The organism is Cerasicoccus maritimus (assembly GCA_031296935.1).
Classification (GTDB): domain Bacteria; phylum Verrucomicrobiota; class Verrucomicrobiia; order Opitutales; family Cerasicoccaceae; genus Cerasicoccus; species Cerasicoccus maritimus.
This window is the reverse complement of record JAVDPD010000019.1, coordinates 1-19,574: the sequence shown is the minus strand read 5'-3', so window position 1 is coordinate 19,574 and position 19,574 is coordinate 1. Positions and strand designations below refer to the sequence as shown.

Sequence of the window (19,574 nt, the reverse complement as noted above, 5' to 3'; positions counted from 1 at the left end):
TTTGCATAGCAAAGTGAATTAAAACAATTCGCCCTGCTGCGCATTGTCGCCGCCTTGGAGGTAGCTCTGGTAGCGCTTGCGCCAATCGTCGATTTTGCGGAGGTAGTAGTTCACATCGATCGGCGTTTGATCGGCGTCAAATTCGTCCACACTGCGGGCGACTTGCCAGTCCGGATTTTTCGACTTCGGGCCGGTCGTGATGTAGTAGCTCACGCTCTCGCCCATGCGCGGCAGTGGGTCCATGCGCAGCGCGACTTCCAACGACGCGCGGCGTGACTTGCCGCCCTGCTCCACAGCCTTCTGGTAGGCCTCGGGCTTCTGCGAAAGAAACTCGCGCTTGGCCAAGCGCTTGACCGGAATCTTGCCATCGGCCAAGTCTTTGCGGATCTCCGCTTCGAGCGCTTCGGGCGTTTCATCGGTCGCGCCAAGGCTGGAATAAATCAGTCGCTTGGTCAGGTCTTTTAAGATCGGCTCCATGCCGCGCGAACGCAGCGCGCTGCCGGCGATGCTGACCTTTTCGCCGTCGTAAAGCGCGTAGTTCTTGGCCTTGTAGCAGAACATCGCTTCGTAGCTGCCGTCGTATTCCAGGTCGATGCCATCGGGCAACACCGCGCATACTTTGCGAAGCAAAGCTTCCGGGTCGACGAAGTCTTTTTCCGACGACACATAAATGCCGTCGGTATCCGCTTCGAGCACCGTGCAATCCTGCCGCTGGAACTCCACGATGAGCTTTTGCATGAGGTCGCGCCCCTGCTTCGTCACCTCCGCCGCGAGGTCGCCATCGGCAAACCGCGCACCCGCAAACCCGAGGTAGCCGTAGAATGAATTGATGAGGATTTTATAGCTCGCCTGCCGCGCGTTATACTCGCGTTGGAGCACGGGGTCGGACTCCTCGCGGGCGAGCTTTTTGTAGCGCAAACGGTAGTCACGCAGCTCGGTCAGCAGCGGAATAAACACGCCCAGCGAATCGTTCTCCGGATTGCGCCCGATGTGCAGCAAAAGGCTCGGGTAAAGCGAGGCCACGTCGAAATGCATCACGTGGTGGAACACGCCTTCGACAAAGCTTTTGCTAAAGGCGCCCGCGTAGGGCTTCACCTCGGGCGGCGCTGGAATGGCGTGGTTGGCGTGGAAATATTTGTCGAGGAACAGCAGGTCCACCTTCGCGCCCGTGCCGCGCAAACAAGCCTCTTGCAGCGTCATGGGAAACACCTGCACCTGCGCTACGTAGGTCGGCAACAGCAGCTCGGCAATTCCCTTGGTTTCGCGGAGGTCATCGAGCAAATACGCACGGAATGTTTCGCGGTCTTCAAAGAACATTACCTGGATTTTTTCCGGCGCCAGGTAGGTGCGTTCGTCGGCCTCAGTCGTCACGCCGAGGTAGCGCGCGGCGGCCTTGAGCGTGTAGCTTGGCAAGTCGCGCGTGGTGATGTCATACATCTGAATCGCCAGGAAGGTATCGAAAACCGTGCGCCCGGGAATGTCGCAGCGCGTGTAGTCGATCCAGCGCTCGGCAATGCGAATGCGACTGCTGCGGAACGTCGCCTTTTGGCCAAAACGCCCCCACGCACATGGCACCTTGAAGCGCTTGCAGCGGGTCTTCAGGTAATCCAAATCGAACTTAAAAATGTTGTGTCCCTCGATGACATCCGGGTCCAGCTCGGCCAAGGCTTCGTTGAGCGATTCCATCAACGCGCGCTCAGCATCGTCGTCGAGGGATTCGATTTCGAGCAACCGCGTCTCGTCGCCAAAACGCAGGCCAATGGCAATGACGCGGTCGCCCGCATTACGCGCATCGGGGAACGAGCCCAGGTCCTCGCTGAAGGTTTCAATGTCCAGTTGCACGCGGCGGACCTGGTTAAACGTCATGCCCTGAAAAAGGCGCTCCCCGCTGGCCAGCAGATACTGATGCTCCAGCGGACGCAGCCATTCCATCGCGGCCTCCCCCTTGTGCGCCTTGGTGAAATCCGCCAGCTCGCCCGGTGTGTCAAAACTCTGCCGCCAGGCAAATGCGCCATCCCCTTCCAGATCCTCGGCGCCGGGCAAATCCGCCGTCAGCCAGACAAACGGTTGGAACGCGGACGTCTGCTCAACACGCGGCGCGGCGCCGTTAACGGCAGCAGCATGTGCTTGGCCTTGGGCATCAATCCAGACGCCGGCAATGGGGGTTTCGGTCGTTTTCTCAGTCACACACACAGGCAAGCGCATAGCTGTTCAAACGTCTAGCACATAAACCATTTTCAAAACGACTCATTGAAAGAAAAAAGCTCCAGGGGGCGACAGTGCGACCGCGTCAGCGATCTTGATTTCCGCTCTTGAAAGGTGTGTAGTGCCCCGCATGGAAACAGCAAACTACAAGCATGCACTCGGATGGGGCGCAGCGGCTTTGGCCAGCACCACGCTGTTTCTGCTGGCCATGCCTCCGGGCTACGTGGCGCTCGGCGCGTTCATTGCGTGGGTGCCCATGTTTGCGGTGTTCTCAACCGCTCGTTCGGCGAAAGCCGTTGCCGCGCTGTGGTTTGCGGTAGCCTGCGTGCTTGCCTTTGTGCTGTCGTACCCGCTCATACGCTACCCGATCGCGGCGTTTGGGCAACCCTTCGCCCTGGCCTTTTCCTTGATTGCCATCAACTCGCTCTGGACAGCCATTCCCTACGCGCTTGCCGCCTGGATCAGCCATAAATTGACTGCACGCTGGAGCCGAGCCGGGCACATCGCCACGCCCTTCATCTTCGCTACTTGCGTCACGCAGTTTCCGGTTGTTTTTCCCGCCGGGCTTTATTTGTCGCTGTATCAGTTTCCCTGGGCCTACGGATGGGCGGAGTTCGGCGGCTCCTGGATACTGAGCCTGTGGCTGTTTGCGTTTAACTGGCTCATTGCACAGCTTGTCCTATCGCTCTGGCAGAAGGGCCAAACGCCCAAGGGCGTCATTCCCACAGCCATCGTTTTGGTCATCACCTTTGTCGGAGTTGGCCATTGGCGACAGGGGGTCTGGGAGGACCGCGAGCAAGCAGCGATTACCGCAGGCCGCGTCGTAAAAGTAGCGTTGATTCAGCCAGCGCTACCGCCTGAAAACGCTGCCAAAGTCGACCTCCCGTTCCCGGAAAATTACACCCGCGAAGACCTGCTGCTGATCCCACTGAGCACCGAAGCCCTTCAGCAACACCCCGATATCGACTTAATCGTCTGGCCGGAATTTCCGCTGCGCATCGACTACCTGACCCAGCCGCAACCCCGTTCATTGATCAACCAATGGCGCAGCCAAAACCAAGCGGCGCTCTTATTTTGCTCCCTGGAAAATGTTGACCCCGCCACCGATTCGACAGCTTCCATCGCTCATTTCCTCTATCCGAGTGCCGCCAGCTCCGAAATGCGCTCCAAGAAGCGCTTGATTCCCATGAGTGAAGTCCTGCCCGGCGAATCGTTTTTGCCATTCATGCGGGACCTTTTTCCTCAAGTGAACAATTTAACCAAAGACGAGAATTTCCAACCAATTGAGCTCCGAAAAGGCGTTCAGATAGCTCCGCTCATCTGCTACGACGACATGTTTCCCTCCGTTGCCCGTCGCTGGGTGGCCGAAGGCGCCGATATTCTGGTGTCGATGACCAACGACTCCTGGTTTGGCGACAACCGCATGCAAGACATGCGTTTAGCCGCCGGCATGCTCAACGTAATGGAAACGCGAAAACCCTGGGTGCGGGTCGGGAACGCCAACAACACCCTGATCATTTACCCAAGCGGGGAAGCATTTGATAAAGAGCTAGTTAGGGACTACCGCCGCGGCTGGATGGTTGGTCAGGTCCCGCTGCTTTGATTTCTAGTTGATTCGCGTCAGATTAATTAAGTATAAAGTAAGTTATCCGATAAATCCCAATAGGGTGAAAGATACGCTTACAGTTTGGCGAACAATACATCACCGAGGAATTCTCCTCGGGAGTTTTGCTTTATTGGCCACATCCAATGCCTTTGCCGGCGGCAGCTCGGAGTGGACTCCCAGTGGAGGCAGCACCAATTGGCATAGCGGCTCCAACTGGGACAACGGCGTTCCATCCATCACCACCGAGGCGGAAATCGGCGCCAGCGGCAACGGCACCATCTCGATTGGCTCCACCAACGCCAATGCCGACCACCTACGCCTCTTGAACACCGCGACCCGCAATTGGACAGTCAATGGTACCGCCACCCTTAATCTGGACACCGACCAAAGCGGCGGCACCGGCTACACAGTCGTCAATGAGTCCAATGGCTATTTGCTGACAATCAACGCGCCCATCAACCTCTCGAATGGCACCGCACCCGGAGGCGATGACAGCAAGTTTTTTGCATCCACTGGCGACATCACCGTCAACGGCAACATCAACTTCAATGCCGTCAATCCGCACGTAGAGGCCTCCAGCGGACGTACCGTTACCTTCAACGGCGCCCTCAGCGGTGCCTCCACCGTCACCAAGCAGGGCGACGGCGCGTGGGAGATCGGCGGCTCCACCGGCAACACCTACTCGGGCGGCACAGTTATCAACGGCGGCACGGTCACGCTCAACAAGACCAGCGGCAACGCGATCGCCGGCAGCAGCATCACGCTCAACTCCGGCTCCCTCATCCTCAATCGCGACAACCAGATCGGCAATTCGACCGACCTGACCTTGGCCGGGGGCAATTTTTACGCGAATGACAATAGCGACGCCTTGGGCTCCCTCACGCTGTCCACAACCTCCACCATCGACTTGGGCTCCGACCTCGGAGACGGCAGCACCCTGAACTTCAGCAACAGCTCGGGCAATGCCTGGACTGGCGATCTTTACATCACCGGATGGAATGGCGATAGCGAAGGCGGCGGCTTGGATCAGGTTTACTTTGGCAACAGCTCCGGCGGCCTGACCACCAGCCAGGTCAACAGCATCTACTTCGTCAACCCGTGGGGCACGACCGGTATCTACGAAGCACGCATCCTAAGCTCTGGCGAAGTGGTTCCCGTGTTACCTGAGCCCAGCACCTACGCCTTTGGCGCGTTTCTGATCGGCGCAGCCTACGTTTTTCACCGCCGCCAGAAGAAAGCCGCAAAGCCTGAAGCTTCGCCCGACGAAGGTTAAACGGCGAAAATAGTGATGCTCTGTGGATTCTTATCCTGCAAAGCGCCTTGACAGAGAATTTCTCAAGTTCTCAATTGTCGGCTTTTGCGCACCATGAAATTTCACAAATACCACGCCCTCGGCAACGACTACCTCGTCCTCGACCCTGCGGACGCCCCGATGCCCTCCCCGCAGCAAACAGTGGCCATCTGCCACCGTAACTTCGGCCTCGGCTCGGACGGCATTCTCTACGGCCCCCTCCCCACCGAAAAGGCGGACTTCGGCCTGCAAATCTGGAATCCGGACGGCTCCGAGGCGGAAAAGAGCGGCAACGGCCTGCGCATTTTTGCGAAATACCTCTTCGACACCGGCAAAGTCACCGACCAGCCGTTCACCGTGGACACCCTGGGCGGGGTCGTGACGGTCGAGATCCACGATGGCGGCGAGTCCATCGAAGTCGAAATGGGCAAAGTTTCTTTCCACAGCGACGTGATCCCGGTCAACGGCCCGCCCCGCGAAGTGCTCGATGAGCCAGTCGAAATCAACGGCCAGACCTACAGCACCTACGCCGCCACGATCGGCAACCCGCACGTCGTCCTGCCGCTGGAAGATCATTCTAAGAAACTTGCCTGCGAGCTTGGCCCGGTCCTGGAAAACATGACCAGCCGCTTCCCGAACCGCACCAACGTGCAGCTGCTTAAAGTGCTCGACCGCAACAATATCCAGATTGAAATCTGGGAGCGTGGCGCCGGCTACACTTTGGCTTCCGGTTCTTCCAGCAGCGCCGCAGCCGCCGTGGCCCACAAAATGGGTGCCTGCGACGGCCAGATCCTCGTGCACTGCCCCGGCGGCGACATCCAGATCAATATTGGCGAGAACTACGCCGTCACCATGACCGGCCCGGCGACCCGCGTCGGCACCTTCCTGATGGAAGACGCCGTGCAGGACCAAGTCATTCCCAGTTAATCCCTTGCGGAATTCTGCCGATTAGGCATAATACTAGCAGCAATTCATTTATGAGACAAAATTCCCAGCCCAAGCGCAAAGCAGCGCTACTCGGCGTCGGCCTGGACAACAAAGACGGCCATAAGCGGATCACGCAGGCCGAAAAGTTTGCCGTGGTCGGTGGCTCCGAGGAGACGCATGACCGCATGACCGAGACCCTCATCAAGACCTGTGAGGACCTCAAGCGCAAGGGCCGCGAACTCGAAGACGCCGCCCCAAAGGAAGTCGCCGACCTTTTGCACAAAAATACGCCCCGCTAAACATACATACTTCCTGCGGAGTGTTCGAAAGGTGGAGCCTGGTTCCCGGCCGGGCTTGTATCACCCAGCAAGTTGACGAAGAGGTAAAAGCAACCCCAGTAGGGACACCGGCTGACCAAGGAAGCCGAACTCCTAAACTCTGAAGTTTGCTTTCAGGAGACTACGTTTTAATGGGTCACGGTTGATCGAATTGAGTTTCGACCATTCATTACTCGATGTAATACAAAGATAAGCGAGACGCCGGCGATGATCAGTGTCGTGAACGCTGGCTCAGGAACACCAGCGACGACCTCAAGGTTACTCCATCCACTTTGGGGATCGTTAGGATTGACGACATAGGGAACGGACTGCCCAATCATCGCCTCAAAAAAAGATTTATCATGCAGATCACTATAGCTGACTCGCTCGGCGTATCCGGCACCGGTGATCGTTAATTCGCCAGAAGGATGAAGTCTTCCCACGACGCCAAAAGCGCCAAACTTGTTGCCTGAATTGGTCTCTTGCTCGGCGATGGAAGCCGTCACGTATTCCATTTCAAATGCACCGGCATTGGAATAATTGACTGGTGTGCCCGTGTCCGCACCATCCACGGGAAAAGAGTCGGGGAAGTAAAGGACACCGGACGGAAGGTTCATCCCGTAGAATGGGGCTTCCTGCTGGTAAAAGGACCAAAATACGTAATTATCACCCAGCTCTGAATCTTGCGTCAGCGTGCCAGTATCGGACCCTTCGAGCCAAAACTCTTCCTGCTCTAAGTCAATCAACAGTTGAAGTGACGCCCAAGCGGGCGAACAGGAAAGCATTAGCCACACGCATGGTAGCTTAATCGCTCTAAGATATTGGGAGAGTGTATTGAAAAGCATTATAGCCACAGCTGATTTTGAGCGGTATGTGTAATACAGATACCTTATCTGAAGTCATTGGCAAGCCTAGGTAGTGTTCTAAAAGTGAAAAAAAGAGTTTTACTCTGATTTTATACTTATATCGTCGTATTCATGAAAGCCCAAGCAGTGTATCTGAATGCGGTCGATGAGCGACTGATCGAGCCGCTTAAAAAATTAATTCTGTAGTTGTGAGGTGGTCCCAAACCTTGGACAGGTTGCCTTGATTGTTAAGATGTAATCCAGTTGTGTTTGGGATGAAAGTCCAGACTGGAAGGATGTTTGTTGATGATGTGGTTGGTTGGCAACTGCCTTGGCGTAGTGCAGGCCGTCCCCGCAGGGGTGCCGCGTAGCGGCAAGGCCGGAGCGAAGCGAAGGCAGCCGTGGTGGATTGTTTCTCACGCGGCGTCCTTGATTTCAAAACCGCTGCGATACTTGTCTTGCGGGCTCATGCTCAGTATCTGGTGTTTGCGAGCGTTATATTTGCGGAAGAACGCAGAGAGGCCCTGATAGAACTCAGCCATCGTCTCGTAGTCACGAATATAGATGTCGTCATACTTTACGGTACGCCAGAGCCGCTCGATCATGACGTTGTCCAAGGCACGCCCTTTGCCGTCCAAACTGATCTTGATCTGGTGCGCCTTGAGCACACCAGTGAAGGCCTCTCCAGTGAACTGGCTGCCCTGGGTATTGAAGATCTGCGGGGGAGCCTTCAGCAGTAAATTACACCTCATGGTTGACGCCTTGGACTACCCAATGCACTTCATTATTACTGGCGGCGAAAGCGCCGATTGCACCCAAGCGCCCGCCCTGCTTAAGCAATGCGAACAGGTAGTCCAAGCCGTCATTGCAGATAAGGGTTACGACAGTAACGCCGTGCGTGAAGGTGTCGTGCAACAAGCCAACGAAGACGTCATACCCTCAAAGAACAATCGTAAGGAAACGATTCCGCATGAGAAGCTGTTTTCTGCCGCTAGACATCTGGTCGAAAACACCATCGGTAAGCTCAAACACAACCGAAGACTCACCACACGCAATGGCAAAACGGTGACTTCATTTGCCGCATTTGTGAACCTCGCATGCATCAAAATGTATCTTGACAATTAATTTTAAGAAACTGCATAGAACTCAAGCTAGCAGTTGCATCTTATTGATGCCCCCTGGGCACGCCGTTGATCCGAATGAGCAAATCGCGAACAGCGGAAACGAGCGCTCGTAGCGCATCGGTTGGCGACTCTTCGGCCATTTTCGTCAACATAGACTGACAGCGCGCAACCTCACGCTTAACGTCAAATAGCAGGAGAGTGATGCCAGCCACTCGGAGTTGTGCGCACTGACTTGTTAGCAATTTTTCCAGAGCATATTACCCTCCGTCATTGATCCACAAAGGGGTCCACCGTCATCGCCAGTCAAGTCAATCTCTACTATCAGTGGTTTCGATTTCTTGATGGCTGTGTCGATATCATTTCTGCTCAAATGATTTAACTTTATCTTTGTTCTTCGGAATCTTTTCCCAGCAATATCCTCATTTCCAATAAACCACCCAAGGTATAGAAAACGATCACCAGCCTTTCCATGCACATAGGGCCCAAGAAAATGGAGCCTTCCATCTTTTGTTTCAGATGGTTTCAGCTCACATTCAAATTCAACTTCATCCAAACCTGCTGACTTTAGATCAATGGTCTCCTTCCCCTTCTGTATTCCAACGTATACAGGTTCTTTGACGTCTCCTTTGTGAGGATCCTCAAACCTCTCTCCGGGTAAGTTGTATCCTTTTATTGTTATTTTTAACATAAATTCTTACTAATCAAAGAATCTTCACGCCGCAGGGGCTACCCACAGTAAACGCAGTCAATTTGCTTTCCTTCCTTCAGCAGCTTGAGGATTCGATTAAATGATGGAGTGTTTGGGACCAACCACTACCTGGGATTGGCTCGAAGCGTTGGCGACGCTCTGGGATTCAGAGAAAAAATGGGTAGGATTATCGGATTAACATTTGCCCTCGATCTAACTGCGCACGTTGCCCCATGTAGAGCCATCCGCAGCGTCAGAGGTTTGATGACCGTAACAGTTAAAAAACCAAGAAATCCACGTCAAAACCTAAGTGTTCCAGCGTCGGACCAAGGCTTTCTATCACCAGAACGCATCGATCCTGCGCAAAACTTAGGCGATCCAGTCCCAAACCTAAGCGATCCTGCGTGAAACCGAAGCGATCTTGGCAGAAATCGACTAGAGATAACATGAAGTTGCCGGGTTGAGCAAGGGCTGGACCCGGTAACTTCATGTTATCTCTAGAATTTTTGACAGTCATCTTCGACTCAGTCCAAATTCTCACGCAGGAACTGTAAGACTAACGGACGTAGGTCCATCTGCTCCGGCTGAAGATGGAACGAATGCCCCGCGCCACCGATTTCGAAATACCAGTATGGCAAATCCCTCTCCTCAAGCTTGGCTGCCAAGTCCCTCGAGTATTCCACGGAGACCGTTTCATCCGCGGAGCCGTGCAGGATCAAAATCGGCGGAAAGGAATCCAGGTAGCTCACAGGCGAAGCAGCTTGGACATTGGCCGCTGTTTCCTCCGGAGTTGAGCCGGCGAAGGCCTTCGTCCAAGGATCGCGAATCTCGTGCAAACCGTAGAGATTGATCACGCACTTCACCTCGTTGGACTGCTCCAGGTAGAGACCGCCCTGGTTGAGGCTTTCACTATCCGCCGTGCAGCCGACCATCATGGATAAATGCCCACCTGCGGAGCCGCCCATCGTCGCAATGCGCGCGGTGTCCACGTTGAAGCGCGAGGCATTCAGGCGAATCCAACGCAGCGCCGTCTTGCAGTCGTAGAGGTTCTGCGGCCAGGCAACTTTCTCGTCGACGATCTCACCAGTAGTAGGATCACACGTCTCCTCGTTGAGCAGGTAGTTGATCGAAAAAACGGCGTAGCCATGCGAGGCCAGCGTGTAGCCAATATTTTTTTCGCGCGCCATACCCTTGTCGAGCATGCGCCAACCACCACCGTGGATCAGCAGCACCGCCGGACGCGGGCCTTCGAAACTTTCGGGCGGCAAATACACGTCCAGCTTCTCAGCACGGTCAGAACCTAGATATTCCAGATCCGCTTCCAAGCGGACTGATTCATCGAACAATACGGGAGCTTCTTTATTCATCGGAATCGATTCTCAAAGTGGACAAGGCATAGATTTCCGCCGGGCTAAGCGCGCGACGATAAACCGCCACGCCCGCGATCAGCCCCTTGAAGAAGTTGCCCATCTCACCGCTGCGATCCACCGCACCCACAGTGAAGTCCGATCCCTGCGGCCCGCCGTCGTGGAGTCCACCAGCGAGGCTGTATGGGTTCAAGCCCAGGCGCGAATCCAGTCGGCCGTTTAACCACGCATAGCCGTGCGAACCATCGTAGCTCATGCCGACTACGGACCACTCATCACAGGCAACTTCCGTCGCGCCGACTGGGCCGTCCATACAGTATTTATAGCCCGGCGTTGGCCCGCCCACATTCGAGATATGGCCGGTGACTTGATTAAATTGGTCCCACACGCGAATGTTCAAAAAGAGTCCGTATTGGCGGCCTAGGTGGGTCTCGTTCCACTGCCCGGCCACGAACTCGCAGCCACCATGTTGAGTCGGCTGACGTTTCACCCACGCCATCACGGTCAGGTGGCCATCCGGCCCATGCACATCGAGCGCCGGACATTCCGCGCGCGGGCATGTGAGCCAGTCGCCTTCTTGAATCTCCAACGCCTTGTCGCCAAACGGCGAGCCTGCATCATCGACCACGCGCATGTCCGCGTGCTTGGGTGTTAGCGTATAAGCCTCGCCCTGCTGCGCCCGAAATGAATCGGCTTGCGTATTAAATTGCCAAAAGGCCGCCAAGCCCGGGAAATCCTTGGGCTGGCGGGGAATCAAAAATCCGGAGTGTGGTGTCTCTGTCATGCGATCGGCTCTCCAGCCAAATTGGTGCAGCTATAGGAGTGAAACGGATCGTCGTTCGCCGCAAGCCAGCTTTCCAATTCCTTGCGCAACCGTTGCTTTTCATCATGAAAATCCGCATGCGCCGTCAGTTTTTCAATCTCACATGGATCATTAGATAGGCCCTGATGCTCCTTCCCTCCACCGCCAGTAGAGTGTGTGGCGCTCTAGTTTCTACCGAACACCGTGCTCTGCCGAACCAGCCGATCGATATTCGGTGAATTGAACGTGCTGTCCTGGCAGTTGTTCGGCTCCCAATGCTGTTGATCCGTGAAGATGAAAAGAATGTTCTGCTTGGTCATGGGCTAGGCGCTTGCGGGGTTGAGATGATGGCGACCAGTCAGACCTTGAAACGTTTGTAGCGTGCCGGATGCGTCGGGCAAAATAACCGTGGCCTCAACGCCGGCCGGCAACTCGAGCTCCAGGCTCATGGCTTGGCCGGGTTCATTGACCAGCGAAAGATGAATCGGCCCATGCGGCGTTGGGTGCTTCAACTTCGCCCAACGCAAGGACGCTGGTTGCGGCTGAATCGTCACCCGCCGGAAACCTGCCTCCGGCTTAACGCCCATCAGGCAGCGAGGGATGATGTTGGCCGGCGCGGCACCCCAAGCGTGGTTCCAATCGAGGTTGTTTTTGTATTTCCAATCCCAGGCTTCCCACGTCATCGAGCTGCCTGAGTTGATCATGTGGAGCCAGCCGCGGTCGTGCTCAGCGGTCATGAGCGACAGCGCAGCCTCGGCCTCTCCAGCATTATAAAGCGACTCCAGCAAATACTGCGCGCCATAAACGCTGCATGCCATACCACGCGATTTAATAAACGCCGCCACGCTCGCTTGGCGCTCCTCCGGGACCAAGCAGAACGCCAGCATAAACATGTTGCTGTGCAGCGAGCTATGATCCGAGCCTTCACCGTCCACATACACGCCGCGATCGGCATGCCACATGAGTTCATTGAGGCGCTGTTTCACCCGCACGGATTGCTCATGGTAGCGCGCGGCCTTGGCCGTATCACCGAGTAGCTCGAGCATGTTGCCAATCAAGCGACAAGCATAGGCGTGCATCGCGTTGACGACCGTATTCACCGGACGCATGTCGTGGTCGTCGCGCTCACCGACTCCCCCACTCGCAAACGAGCCGGGAGGCCAATCAACCAAGTCACGTAAACCGTGGTCGAAAATGTAGCGCTCGTTCCACAAATTGAGCGACTCCTCAAACTCACGTGTCGGTGCGGGCTCTTTGGTGCTAATTAGGCCGTCCTCACGCGCAAGGTCGATCAGTGTTTTGCGCTGGAGTATGCCACTGAACTTGCGCAGCGATGCCTTCTCGCCGGTGTAGCAAAAGTCCTCCCAGGCCATCATTACGGAGTGGTATTGCCATTCCGTCGGCCAGGTCGGCTGCTGCAAAAGGTACTCGTGCGAATAGCGCGGCATAGCGTATTCCTGATCGGTGCAATAATGTCCCAGCTGGTTGATGTAAGCATCGCCTTCGTAAGGAATTCGCTCGCGGTCGCCATCCACATAAACGCCGCAAAACGTCGTGGCCTTGATCGTGTATTTGCAGATGTTCCACACCGCATTGAGCCCGGAGTCCGAGCACTCAAAATGCGACGCATCGTCGTCAAACGGATAATGCGCCGCGAGCTGCGTCACGCACTGCGGATCGAAGTCCGGGCCCGCCTCCACCTCTACATAGCGGAAGGGAAACACTTCGCCGATTTCCGGCGGCATCTTGACCGCGCCCGGACCGGTATTGCGTTGATCTGGCGGGATAACCAAGCGCTCGCCAGCCTCGCTTACATCCAGTTCGATACAGCAATAGCGAATGCAGCCGGGCGGGTTACGGTCAACCCTCCCCTCAGCGTCCAGCTTCTCGCCCAGGTGGACAAGAGTTCGACCAAGCGACGTGGCAAATTCCAGCGTGCCAAAGGCCGCCCGTCCGAAGTCCAACAACCAAGCGCCACCATCAAGCTGACGGACGTTGACTGGAGCAATACGGGATAGGGTTAGCGGCTGTGGCGTTACGGTGAAATGGGGGGATCTCATAGCGGCTCACGCAATTGCGGAGCCACTAGTTTCCATAACTGGTCGGACATTAAGCAAGTCCATTTCAAGCGCAGCTTTGTTGGCTGGGTCCGAAATTTTGGCAACTTCCCGTTTGGCCTTAGCAAGCGCTTGCTCTGCTTGGTTCGTCTTTCCCGCCAAGAAATAGGCGCGAGAGGCAGCTTCCCAAGCATAACCGACATAAAAGGCGTTAAGCTTGTGTCCTTTGACGACCTCGATTCCCTTCTCGGCATAGTCTAAAGCAGTCGCAGCATCGTCAACCAAAGCATAAACTCGTGAGAGAAGCCAGTAGCCTACGGCGTCATTAGTCGCTTTTCGCCCGGCAGCATGTTGCCAGTGCCAGAATGACGTTTCGGCAAGTCGGAGCATCATACGTTCTTCATCCGAATTACGCTCGGGAAGATGCATGAGCTCCCAACATTCATTGAAAGCCTCCACCGCAAAGAAACGGTGGGATTTAGCAGTTGTTAATGGATCCATTAGGGCAATTTATTGGGGGATAATGTCCAGTAAGCACGTTGAAAGACGACATCCTCCGCGTCAAGATTCGCACGCTCAGATGCTCGTAAAAAAACCCTTAAATATTTTTGTTTTATGGAGTTTCCACCTCTTCAAATAGCATAAAGTGCTGCGGTCATTCATCACCGTAGGACCAGCGGCAGACCATATCGCCACAGTGCAAACATGTAAATTTTCTGGCCAGCTTGATTGCATGCGGCTATGGGAAACCAATGCTGTTAAAGAAATCTGCTATGAAAAAAAATTACTTCACGCTTTCCCTCGCGATCATCCTCACCCCGCTCGTGCTGCAAGCCGATGAGACAGCACAACTCAATGGCCGTCAGTTGATGGAGCAATATGTCGCCAGCCAAACTGTGGATTCCGAACTCGCTTTCATTGAGCTAAAAACTTTCGAGACAGAAACACCTACCGATGAGGTCATTAAAAAGCGTCTCATTGCATTAACAGAGAAAAAAAACGACGGTGCCTACGACTACCTCATTCGCATGGTCCTTCCCAAAGATATTGAAGGCGTCAGCGTGCTTTCCAACATCTCAGGTGACACAATCGACCAATACCTTTACCTGCCGGCACAGGGCAAGCCCCTCAAACTCGGATCGGTTGGCAGTGGCCAATTCATGGGTTCCGATTTTGCCTATGAAGACCTCGTACGTGAAACACCTGGCAACTACACCTACACGCGCCTGCCCGATGCGGTGGCCCAAGGCGAAATCTGCGCCGTCGTTCAGGCCGTACCCGCCTCAGAGGACAGCAGCCAATACGCAGCGCGCAACATCTTTCTCGATCCGACCACCTTCGAGGTGCGCAAGATTGAATTTTACGACGAATTGGACGGCGAACCCGTCAAAGAACTACAAGCCTACGAATACCGTTCGCCAGATGTGGACGGCACAACGGTCCGCCCTCGCTTTGCGGTCATGACCAACATGCAAACGGGCACGATCTCGGTCTTCAAGGTCCTGAAGAGCCGATTGAATCTACCGATTGAAAATCAATTCTTTGAGGCAGAGTATTTGCCATCGATTAGCGAAGCCGATGTCAACGGGCTCTTGGTAGAAATTGACGACGTCGGCAATTGACGGCTTCGGCAAGAGCGCATCGTAATATTCGTTAGCTCTTGGCGCCTAATAAGGCCTCACGGGCTTCCAAACGAAGCTGCCACTTGCGCAAGCTTTCTTCACGCTGGGCGAGTTCGTTTTCCGCCTCGTAGTGTGCTTGCGCAATTTCGGAGAGCTTGTTTTCGCTTTCTTCGATATAGGATTCCCGCGTCCGCAGCTCGACTTCGCGTTGATCCAGCTCTTTTTCACGATCACGGATAATCTTCCACGCCTCGTCCAAATCCCGTGCCGCCATGACGCTAGCTCGCTCATTGGCCTCTTCTTCACGCTGAAGCCGCTGCTCTTTCTCCAAATGGCGTGTTGCCTCGGCCATGACGCCTTCACGGGCAATTTGCTCCAGGATCAGACATTTTACATACCCAATCGCGCGCAGGCCATCGAGCACCAGGTTCATCACTTCGTCGAGTGATTTATAGTCAAGGTCTGGACCAACCGAGAGAATCGCCTTCTCACCCATCCGCTTCTTGCCGAAAACCACCAAGTAATGAACCGAGGCGTTCCCCCACAGCTCACGAATCCCCTCGTGGTGCTCAGGCTTAGACTCACTTAACAATTCGTATAGTGAAAACTCACGAAATGCCTCTCTTCTCCTTAACATAATCCTAAAAAGTGTTTTTAAAACTTAACGACTGAATACGCTGTAAATGGTTGATTCATACCCCTTAAAAGTCGATTTCATTTACGACTGCCCTGTAACATTTAACGCTAACGGCACACAAGATGACACTCTTGCAACGCGTTGGTTACAAAAAGGTTAAGCAAGCAAATATACGCCTATTCCTTAGGAATTCAGTCAATAAAACCTACAGAGATTCCTGTAGAGAAAAGACGCTCCAATGCGTCGTATCCGTTACGAATGTCAAAGTTCAGTGTACGGCTGGATTTGGATTGGACTCTTAAAGCACAGAACGGTTTCGCTAATCCGAATCTATGGAAAAGTTATCCGTCAACGAGAGTCAATCACTGCGCAAGCTCAGGAATAAATCCGGTATGCGCAGCATGGTGGAACTACGGCCCGATGGTGCCGTGGCCGCACAACGTGGTTCTCATGACAGTGACCTGACTTCGGCAACCACCGACTTCATACGCATCGGCCAAAAGCTTGGGCAAAGCCTGGGCTTGGAGCAAATGCTGGAGATGCACGTCATCCAGCCCCACGAAGCAGTGACCTTCGCTGAATGCAATGACCGCAAAGCGGGCGTCATTCATCAAGACGTTGCCGAGCGCCTTTTGGATACCAACCATGGAACTTAATTTCATCAGGGATCTACTCGGTAGAACCAAAGGCGTTGAAGGTTATGTGGTCATGGACGTCAAAGGGGCCGTCTTGTCGCAAGACTTAGGCTCATACGCCAACCGCATCAAGCGCACTGAGTTCGCGACTTGGATACTGAACTGTTTTTACGCCGTCGACAGTTACTACCCCCAGAGCTTTTGCCTCCTGCTCCGCTATGCGTCGGGCTGCGTTTATTTAACGCGAACCGACAACCGTCTTATCACCGTCATGTGCCGTCAGGGCGCAGACCTAGTTTCTATCGAAAACGCTTTTAGCAAACACCGACAATCCATGGCAAAATCAGATACTTCCGGAATCGTCCGGGAAAAATCAAAAAAGGGCGAAACTGTCTTCCTTAAAATCAGCGAATCGGGTGATAGCGCTACCGCCAGTCCCATTCCGCAAACAAAAAAATCCGGGCCACCGACTGGCGCGATTATCGGCATTGCCGCGGTAGTCATACTCGCGGGTGTCGGCATTGCGATGTCGATGGGCGGTTCCAAGGAAACACCAGAGCCAGCGTCCACCACTGCGCAAGCTCCAGCGCCAACACCAGCGCCAACCGCCCCCGTAGAACAGACCAAGCCCGAGCCAAAGGCCGCCACGCAGGAAGTCACGCAAGCTACCGCTGAGATCGCTCGCGACCGCGCCGAAGCATTAACGAAAATTGCAGAGCAACAAAATGCCGATGAATACGACGCGATGAACATGGCGCGTGCAGTGGCCAACAAACAATCCGCGCTCCAGGCATACACCAACGGAGACTACTCACAGGCTGCAAATCTCTGGAATGAATCCGCAATTTCATACGGCAAGGCCGCCGTCTCCTCCAGCAAGGCAAAGTTCAATGCCGCAATCAACCAAGCCGGGCTGGGCGATATCCGCAACTACCCGACCACGATGTGGATCAACATCGAAAACGAAATTAAGGCCGCCGAAGCAACTGCGGCTAAAGGCAACTACACGGACGCAGTGCAAACCATCTCAGCTGAGAATCAAAAGCTGCCGCAAATCAAGAGTAGCCTAATCAGCCAGCTCAATGCGCTCGCATCTAAAGCCGCCGCCGCCAGCAACACCACCGACGCGATTCAATATTATCAGAAAATTGTCGCGCTGGATCCCTCCAACACTACAGCCAAGCAATACATTTACCAGAACCGCTACCAGCCCGGTGAAGTCATCACGAACTCCGTCGACATGCAGTTCGCCTACATCGTGCCGGGTAAATTCACCCGCGGTTCTCCCGACTCGGAAGCCTTCCGCGACAACGATGAAATTCAGGCTGAAGTCACCATTACCAAAGGCTACTTCATCGCCACCACCGAGGTGACTCAAGCGCAGTGGGAAGCCGTCATGGGTAACCGAGTCAAATTCGACAATGTCGATCAGGCGTTCATCGGCAAAACCCTCCCCATGCACAGTATCACCTGGGAGCAAGCCGTTGAGTTTTGCCAGCGTCTAAGCGAAAAGGAGGGAAAAACCTACCGCCTCCCCACCGAGGCAGAATGGGAATATGCCGCGCGCGCTGGAACCCAAACCCCCTACAACAACGGCTCCGAGCGTCTTACTAGCCGCGACGCGAACATCTACGACCCGACCGGCGAAGGCCTCGATGGCATCGCCGCGGTCGGCTCCATTGGCAAAGCGAATCAGTGGGGACTCTACGACATGCACGGCAACGTCTCCGAATGGACTGCTGACTGGAGCGCGCCCTACCAGCCAGGTGCCCAGACCGACCCAACCGGCCCGTCCGAAAACGAAAGCCGCGTTGATCTGGCGATGAAGATTGTGCGCGGTGGTTCTTACATGGACGACCCCTATCTGGCCCGCAGCGCCAACCGCAGTGAAGCCTCCCCCGTAGTCGCCAATGACTACACTGGCCTTCGCCCAGTCCTCGTCGTCAGCAATTTCTAACTGATAACTCCCGAAAACGTCATGAAAAATATTCCAACCACACGCATTGCTCAGACAGCTCTACTGAGCGTTATTGGCAGCCTGTTCTTCATGGGCTGTAGTGAAAGCACCTCGACTAACACCGCCTCGTCGACCAATGCTTCCCAGCCAATGCAGAGCCAGACGGTTCAGTCCAAGAGCTCGTCATCCAAGTCGCAATCTTACTTCGACGAATCAACTGCTGCCGCCGCCACTGCGCCCACCAGCTATCAAACAACGGTGACGCCAGTCTATCCCTCGCTACCACACTACGCGCCGAGCCATGCTGTTCGCGGCCGCGTTCGTTCGATTGGTTCCGACACCATGGATGGCATTGTGGCCGACTGGGAAAAGGACTTCAAAAGCTACCACCCCGGCATCCGCGTGATTCACGAGGGTAAGGGCTCCTCCACTGCAATTCCCGCCCTCGTTGAAGGCCGCTCCGACTTCGGCCCCATGAGCCGCGGAGTCAAGTCTGCCGAAGCCGAGAAATTCGAGCAAAAGTTCGGTTACAAGCCGACCTCCATGCCTGTCGCCATTGACGCGTTGGCCGTATACGTGCACCCTGACAACCCAATTAAAGATGTGGGCCTTTCGATGTCTGAGCTCGACGCCATTTTTTCTTCTACCCGCCGTCGCGGGGCTGACAAAGACATCAAGACCTGGGGCGACCTTGGCTTGACGGGCACTTGGGCCAATAAACCAATCAACGTTTACAGCCGCAACAGCGCCTCCGGCACCTATGGTTTCTTCAAAGACGAGGTGCTTAAAAAAGGCGATTACAAGAGCACCAACCGCGAGCTGGCCGGCTCGGAAGATGTCGTTCGCTCGGTTGAAAACGACCGCTACGGCATCGGCTACAGCGGCTTCGGATACAAAACCCCAGGCGTCGCAGTGGTGCCGCTAGCCAACGGAGGTCAGCCGATCGCCGCCAACCAGCAAAATGCCGTCAACGGCTCCTACCCGCTCGCCCGCAATCTTTTCCTCACCTTCAATCACCGCCCCGGCACCGAGCCCAAGACGCTCCATGCCGAGTTCATCCGCTACGTATACAGCGACAATGGACAGCAGAAGGTCGAGGACAATGGATACTTTCCCGTCAGTGCTGAGACCGCTCAACAACAACTTTCGTCACTTGGTCTCTAGGCAGACCGTTATAGCCATAAGTCAGTCCTAAAGCGGTCCCGGCATGAGCTGGGACCGCTTGCTTTTATACAATAAATCCACTGCCCCAAGATACAGGCTTAGAAAAAGCGATCACACTTACAGCTGCATTTGATCCCATCATACTCCAGCTGGCTCAACCAAATTGAGCTATTCTTCGCACTTATCACAAAAGTGCGCATTCGCAGAGGTTAACTCAAAGCCATCAAAGAACCCAAACAGCTATCGAGCAATAGTAAGCGTCCGAGCTCCATCCCACTTGACTACCAATGGTAAGCATTGTCGTTTCTCATTGGTAAGGGTTTGTAGTTA

19 protein-coding genes are annotated in these 19,574 nt (G+C 54.8%); 9 read left to right on the top strand and 10 right to left on the bottom strand.

Going from position 1 to position 19,574, the window contains the following annotated elements:
* Positions 1-18: 18 nt before the first annotated feature.
* Positions 19-2,187 carry a DNA polymerase domain-containing protein gene (locus tag RBB62_RS12660; RefSeq protein ID WP_309399262.1) on the bottom strand — a complete coding sequence of 723 codons (2,169 nt, stop codon included), beginning with the start codon at positions 2,185-2,187 and terminating at the stop codon, positions 19-21.
* 148 nt (positions 2,188-2,335) lie between these two features.
* On the opposite strand from RBB62_RS12660, the gene lnt reads away from it, so the two are divergent.
* From lnt to RBB62_RS12640, 4 genes are all read left to right on the top strand, one after another.
* The gene (gene lnt, locus RBB62_RS12655) at positions 2,336-3,808 is read left to right on the top strand and encodes an apolipoprotein N-acyltransferase (protein ID WP_309399261.1); all 1,473 of its coding nucleotides are present in this window, start codon (positions 2,336-2,338) and stop codon (positions 3,806-3,808) included.
* Between the two features lie 133 nt (positions 3,809-3,941).
* Entirely contained in the window at positions 3,942-5,084 is a 1,143-nt protein-coding gene (locus RBB62_RS12650; RefSeq protein WP_309399259.1) for a hypothetical protein, read from the top strand.
* 93 nt (positions 5,085-5,177) lie between these two features.
* Positions 5,178-6,029: a diaminopimelate epimerase gene (gene dapF, locus RBB62_RS12645; protein ID WP_309399258.1), complete on the top strand. Its 852-nt coding sequence runs from the start codon at positions 5,178-5,180 to the stop codon at positions 6,027-6,029.
* 50 nt (positions 6,030-6,079) lie between these two features.
* Positions 6,080-6,328, top strand: coding sequence for a hypothetical protein (locus tag RBB62_RS12640; RefSeq protein ID WP_309399257.1), 249 nt, complete (start codon positions 6,080-6,082; stop codon positions 6,326-6,328).
* Between the two features lie 167 nt (positions 6,329-6,495).
* On the opposite strand, the gene RBB62_RS12635 is transcribed toward RBB62_RS12640, so the two are convergent.
* Both RBB62_RS12635 and RBB62_RS12630 read right to left on the bottom strand, forming a co-directional pair.
* Positions 6,496-7,092, bottom strand: coding sequence for a hypothetical protein (locus tag RBB62_RS12635; RefSeq protein WP_309399256.1), 597 nt, complete (start codon positions 7,090-7,092; stop codon positions 6,496-6,498).
* A gap of 515 nt (positions 7,093-7,607) precedes the next feature.
* Positions 7,608-7,943 (bottom strand): integrase core domain-containing protein, encoded by a 336-nt coding sequence (locus tag RBB62_RS12630; protein WP_425499894.1) that lies wholly within the window; start codon positions 7,941-7,943, stop codon positions 7,608-7,610.
* On the opposite strand from RBB62_RS12630, the gene RBB62_RS12625 reads away from it, so the two are divergent.
* Positions 7,942-8,316: a transposase gene (locus RBB62_RS12625; RefSeq protein WP_309399255.1), complete on the top strand. Its 375-nt coding sequence runs from the start codon at positions 7,942-7,944 to the stop codon at positions 8,314-8,316. The genes RBB62_RS12630 and RBB62_RS12625 overlap by 2 nt on opposite strands.
* A gap of 234 nt (positions 8,317-8,550) precedes the next feature.
* Here RBB62_RS12625 and RBB62_RS12620 read toward each other — a convergent pair whose 3' ends face one another.
* From RBB62_RS12620 to RBB62_RS12595, 6 genes are all read right to left on the bottom strand, one after another.
* Complete coding sequence (locus RBB62_RS12620) at positions 8,551-9,003, bottom strand: DUF5990 family protein (RefSeq protein ID WP_309399254.1); 453 nt, start codon at positions 9,001-9,003, stop codon at positions 8,551-8,553.
* Between the two features lie 277 nt (positions 9,004-9,280).
* A complete protein-coding gene (locus RBB62_RS12615) occupies positions 9,281-9,493 on the bottom strand; it encodes a hypothetical protein (protein ID WP_309399253.1) in 213 nt (70 codons plus the stop codon).
* Between the two features lie 34 nt (positions 9,494-9,527).
* Positions 9,528-10,370 carry an alpha/beta fold hydrolase gene (locus tag RBB62_RS12610; protein ID WP_309399252.1) on the bottom strand — a complete coding sequence of 281 codons (843 nt, stop codon included), beginning with the start codon at positions 10,368-10,370 and terminating at the stop codon, positions 9,528-9,530.
* The gene (locus tag RBB62_RS12605; RefSeq protein ID WP_309399251.1) at positions 10,363-11,154 is read right to left on the bottom strand and encodes a LamG-like jellyroll fold domain-containing protein; all 792 of its coding nucleotides are present in this window, start codon (positions 11,152-11,154) and stop codon (positions 10,363-10,365) included. The genes RBB62_RS12610 and RBB62_RS12605 overlap by 8 nt, the downstream gene beginning before the upstream one ends.
* 341 nt (positions 11,155-11,495) lie before the next feature.
* Positions 11,496-13,232, bottom strand: a complete 1,737-nt coding sequence (locus tag RBB62_RS12600) for an alpha-L-rhamnosidase-related protein (RefSeq protein WP_309399250.1) — start codon at positions 13,230-13,232, stop codon at positions 11,496-11,498.
* A gap of 6 nt (positions 13,233-13,238) precedes the next feature.
* Positions 13,239-13,730, bottom strand: a complete 492-nt coding sequence (locus RBB62_RS12595; RefSeq protein ID WP_309399249.1) for a hypothetical protein — start codon at positions 13,728-13,730, stop codon at positions 13,239-13,241.
* Between the two features lie 272 nt (positions 13,731-14,002).
* Between RBB62_RS12595 and RBB62_RS12590 the strand changes: the two genes are divergently transcribed.
* Entirely contained in the window at positions 14,003-14,851 is an 849-nt protein-coding gene (locus tag RBB62_RS12590) for an outer membrane lipoprotein-sorting protein (RefSeq protein ID WP_309399248.1), read from the top strand.
* A 31-nt stretch (positions 14,852-14,882) separates the two neighbouring features.
* Here the strand turns inward: RBB62_RS12590 and RBB62_RS12585 are convergent, their stop codons facing one another.
* On the bottom strand, positions 14,883-15,443 hold the full coding sequence (locus RBB62_RS12585) for a hypothetical protein (protein ID WP_309399247.1): 561 nt from the start codon (positions 15,441-15,443) through the stop codon (positions 14,883-14,885).
* A gap of 377 nt (positions 15,444-15,820) precedes the next feature.
* On the opposite strand from RBB62_RS12585, the gene RBB62_RS12580 reads away from it, so the two are divergent.
* From RBB62_RS12580 to RBB62_RS12570, 3 genes are read left to right on the top strand one after another with little or no spacing between them, the layout of a single operon-like run.
* Positions 15,821-16,144, top strand: coding sequence for a hypothetical protein (locus RBB62_RS12580; protein WP_309399246.1), 324 nt, complete (start codon positions 15,821-15,823; stop codon positions 16,142-16,144).
* Positions 16,134-18,080, top strand: coding sequence for a formylglycine-generating enzyme family protein (locus RBB62_RS12575; RefSeq protein WP_309399245.1), 1,947 nt, complete (start codon positions 16,134-16,136; stop codon positions 18,078-18,080). Before RBB62_RS12580 ends, RBB62_RS12575 begins: the two co-directional genes overlap by 11 nt.
* A 21-nt stretch (positions 18,081-18,101) precedes the next feature.
* Complete coding sequence (locus RBB62_RS12570; protein WP_309399243.1) at positions 18,102-19,244, top strand: PstS family phosphate ABC transporter substrate-binding protein; 1,143 nt, start codon at positions 18,102-18,104, stop codon at positions 19,242-19,244.
* Positions 19,245-19,574: the final 330 nt, after the last annotated feature.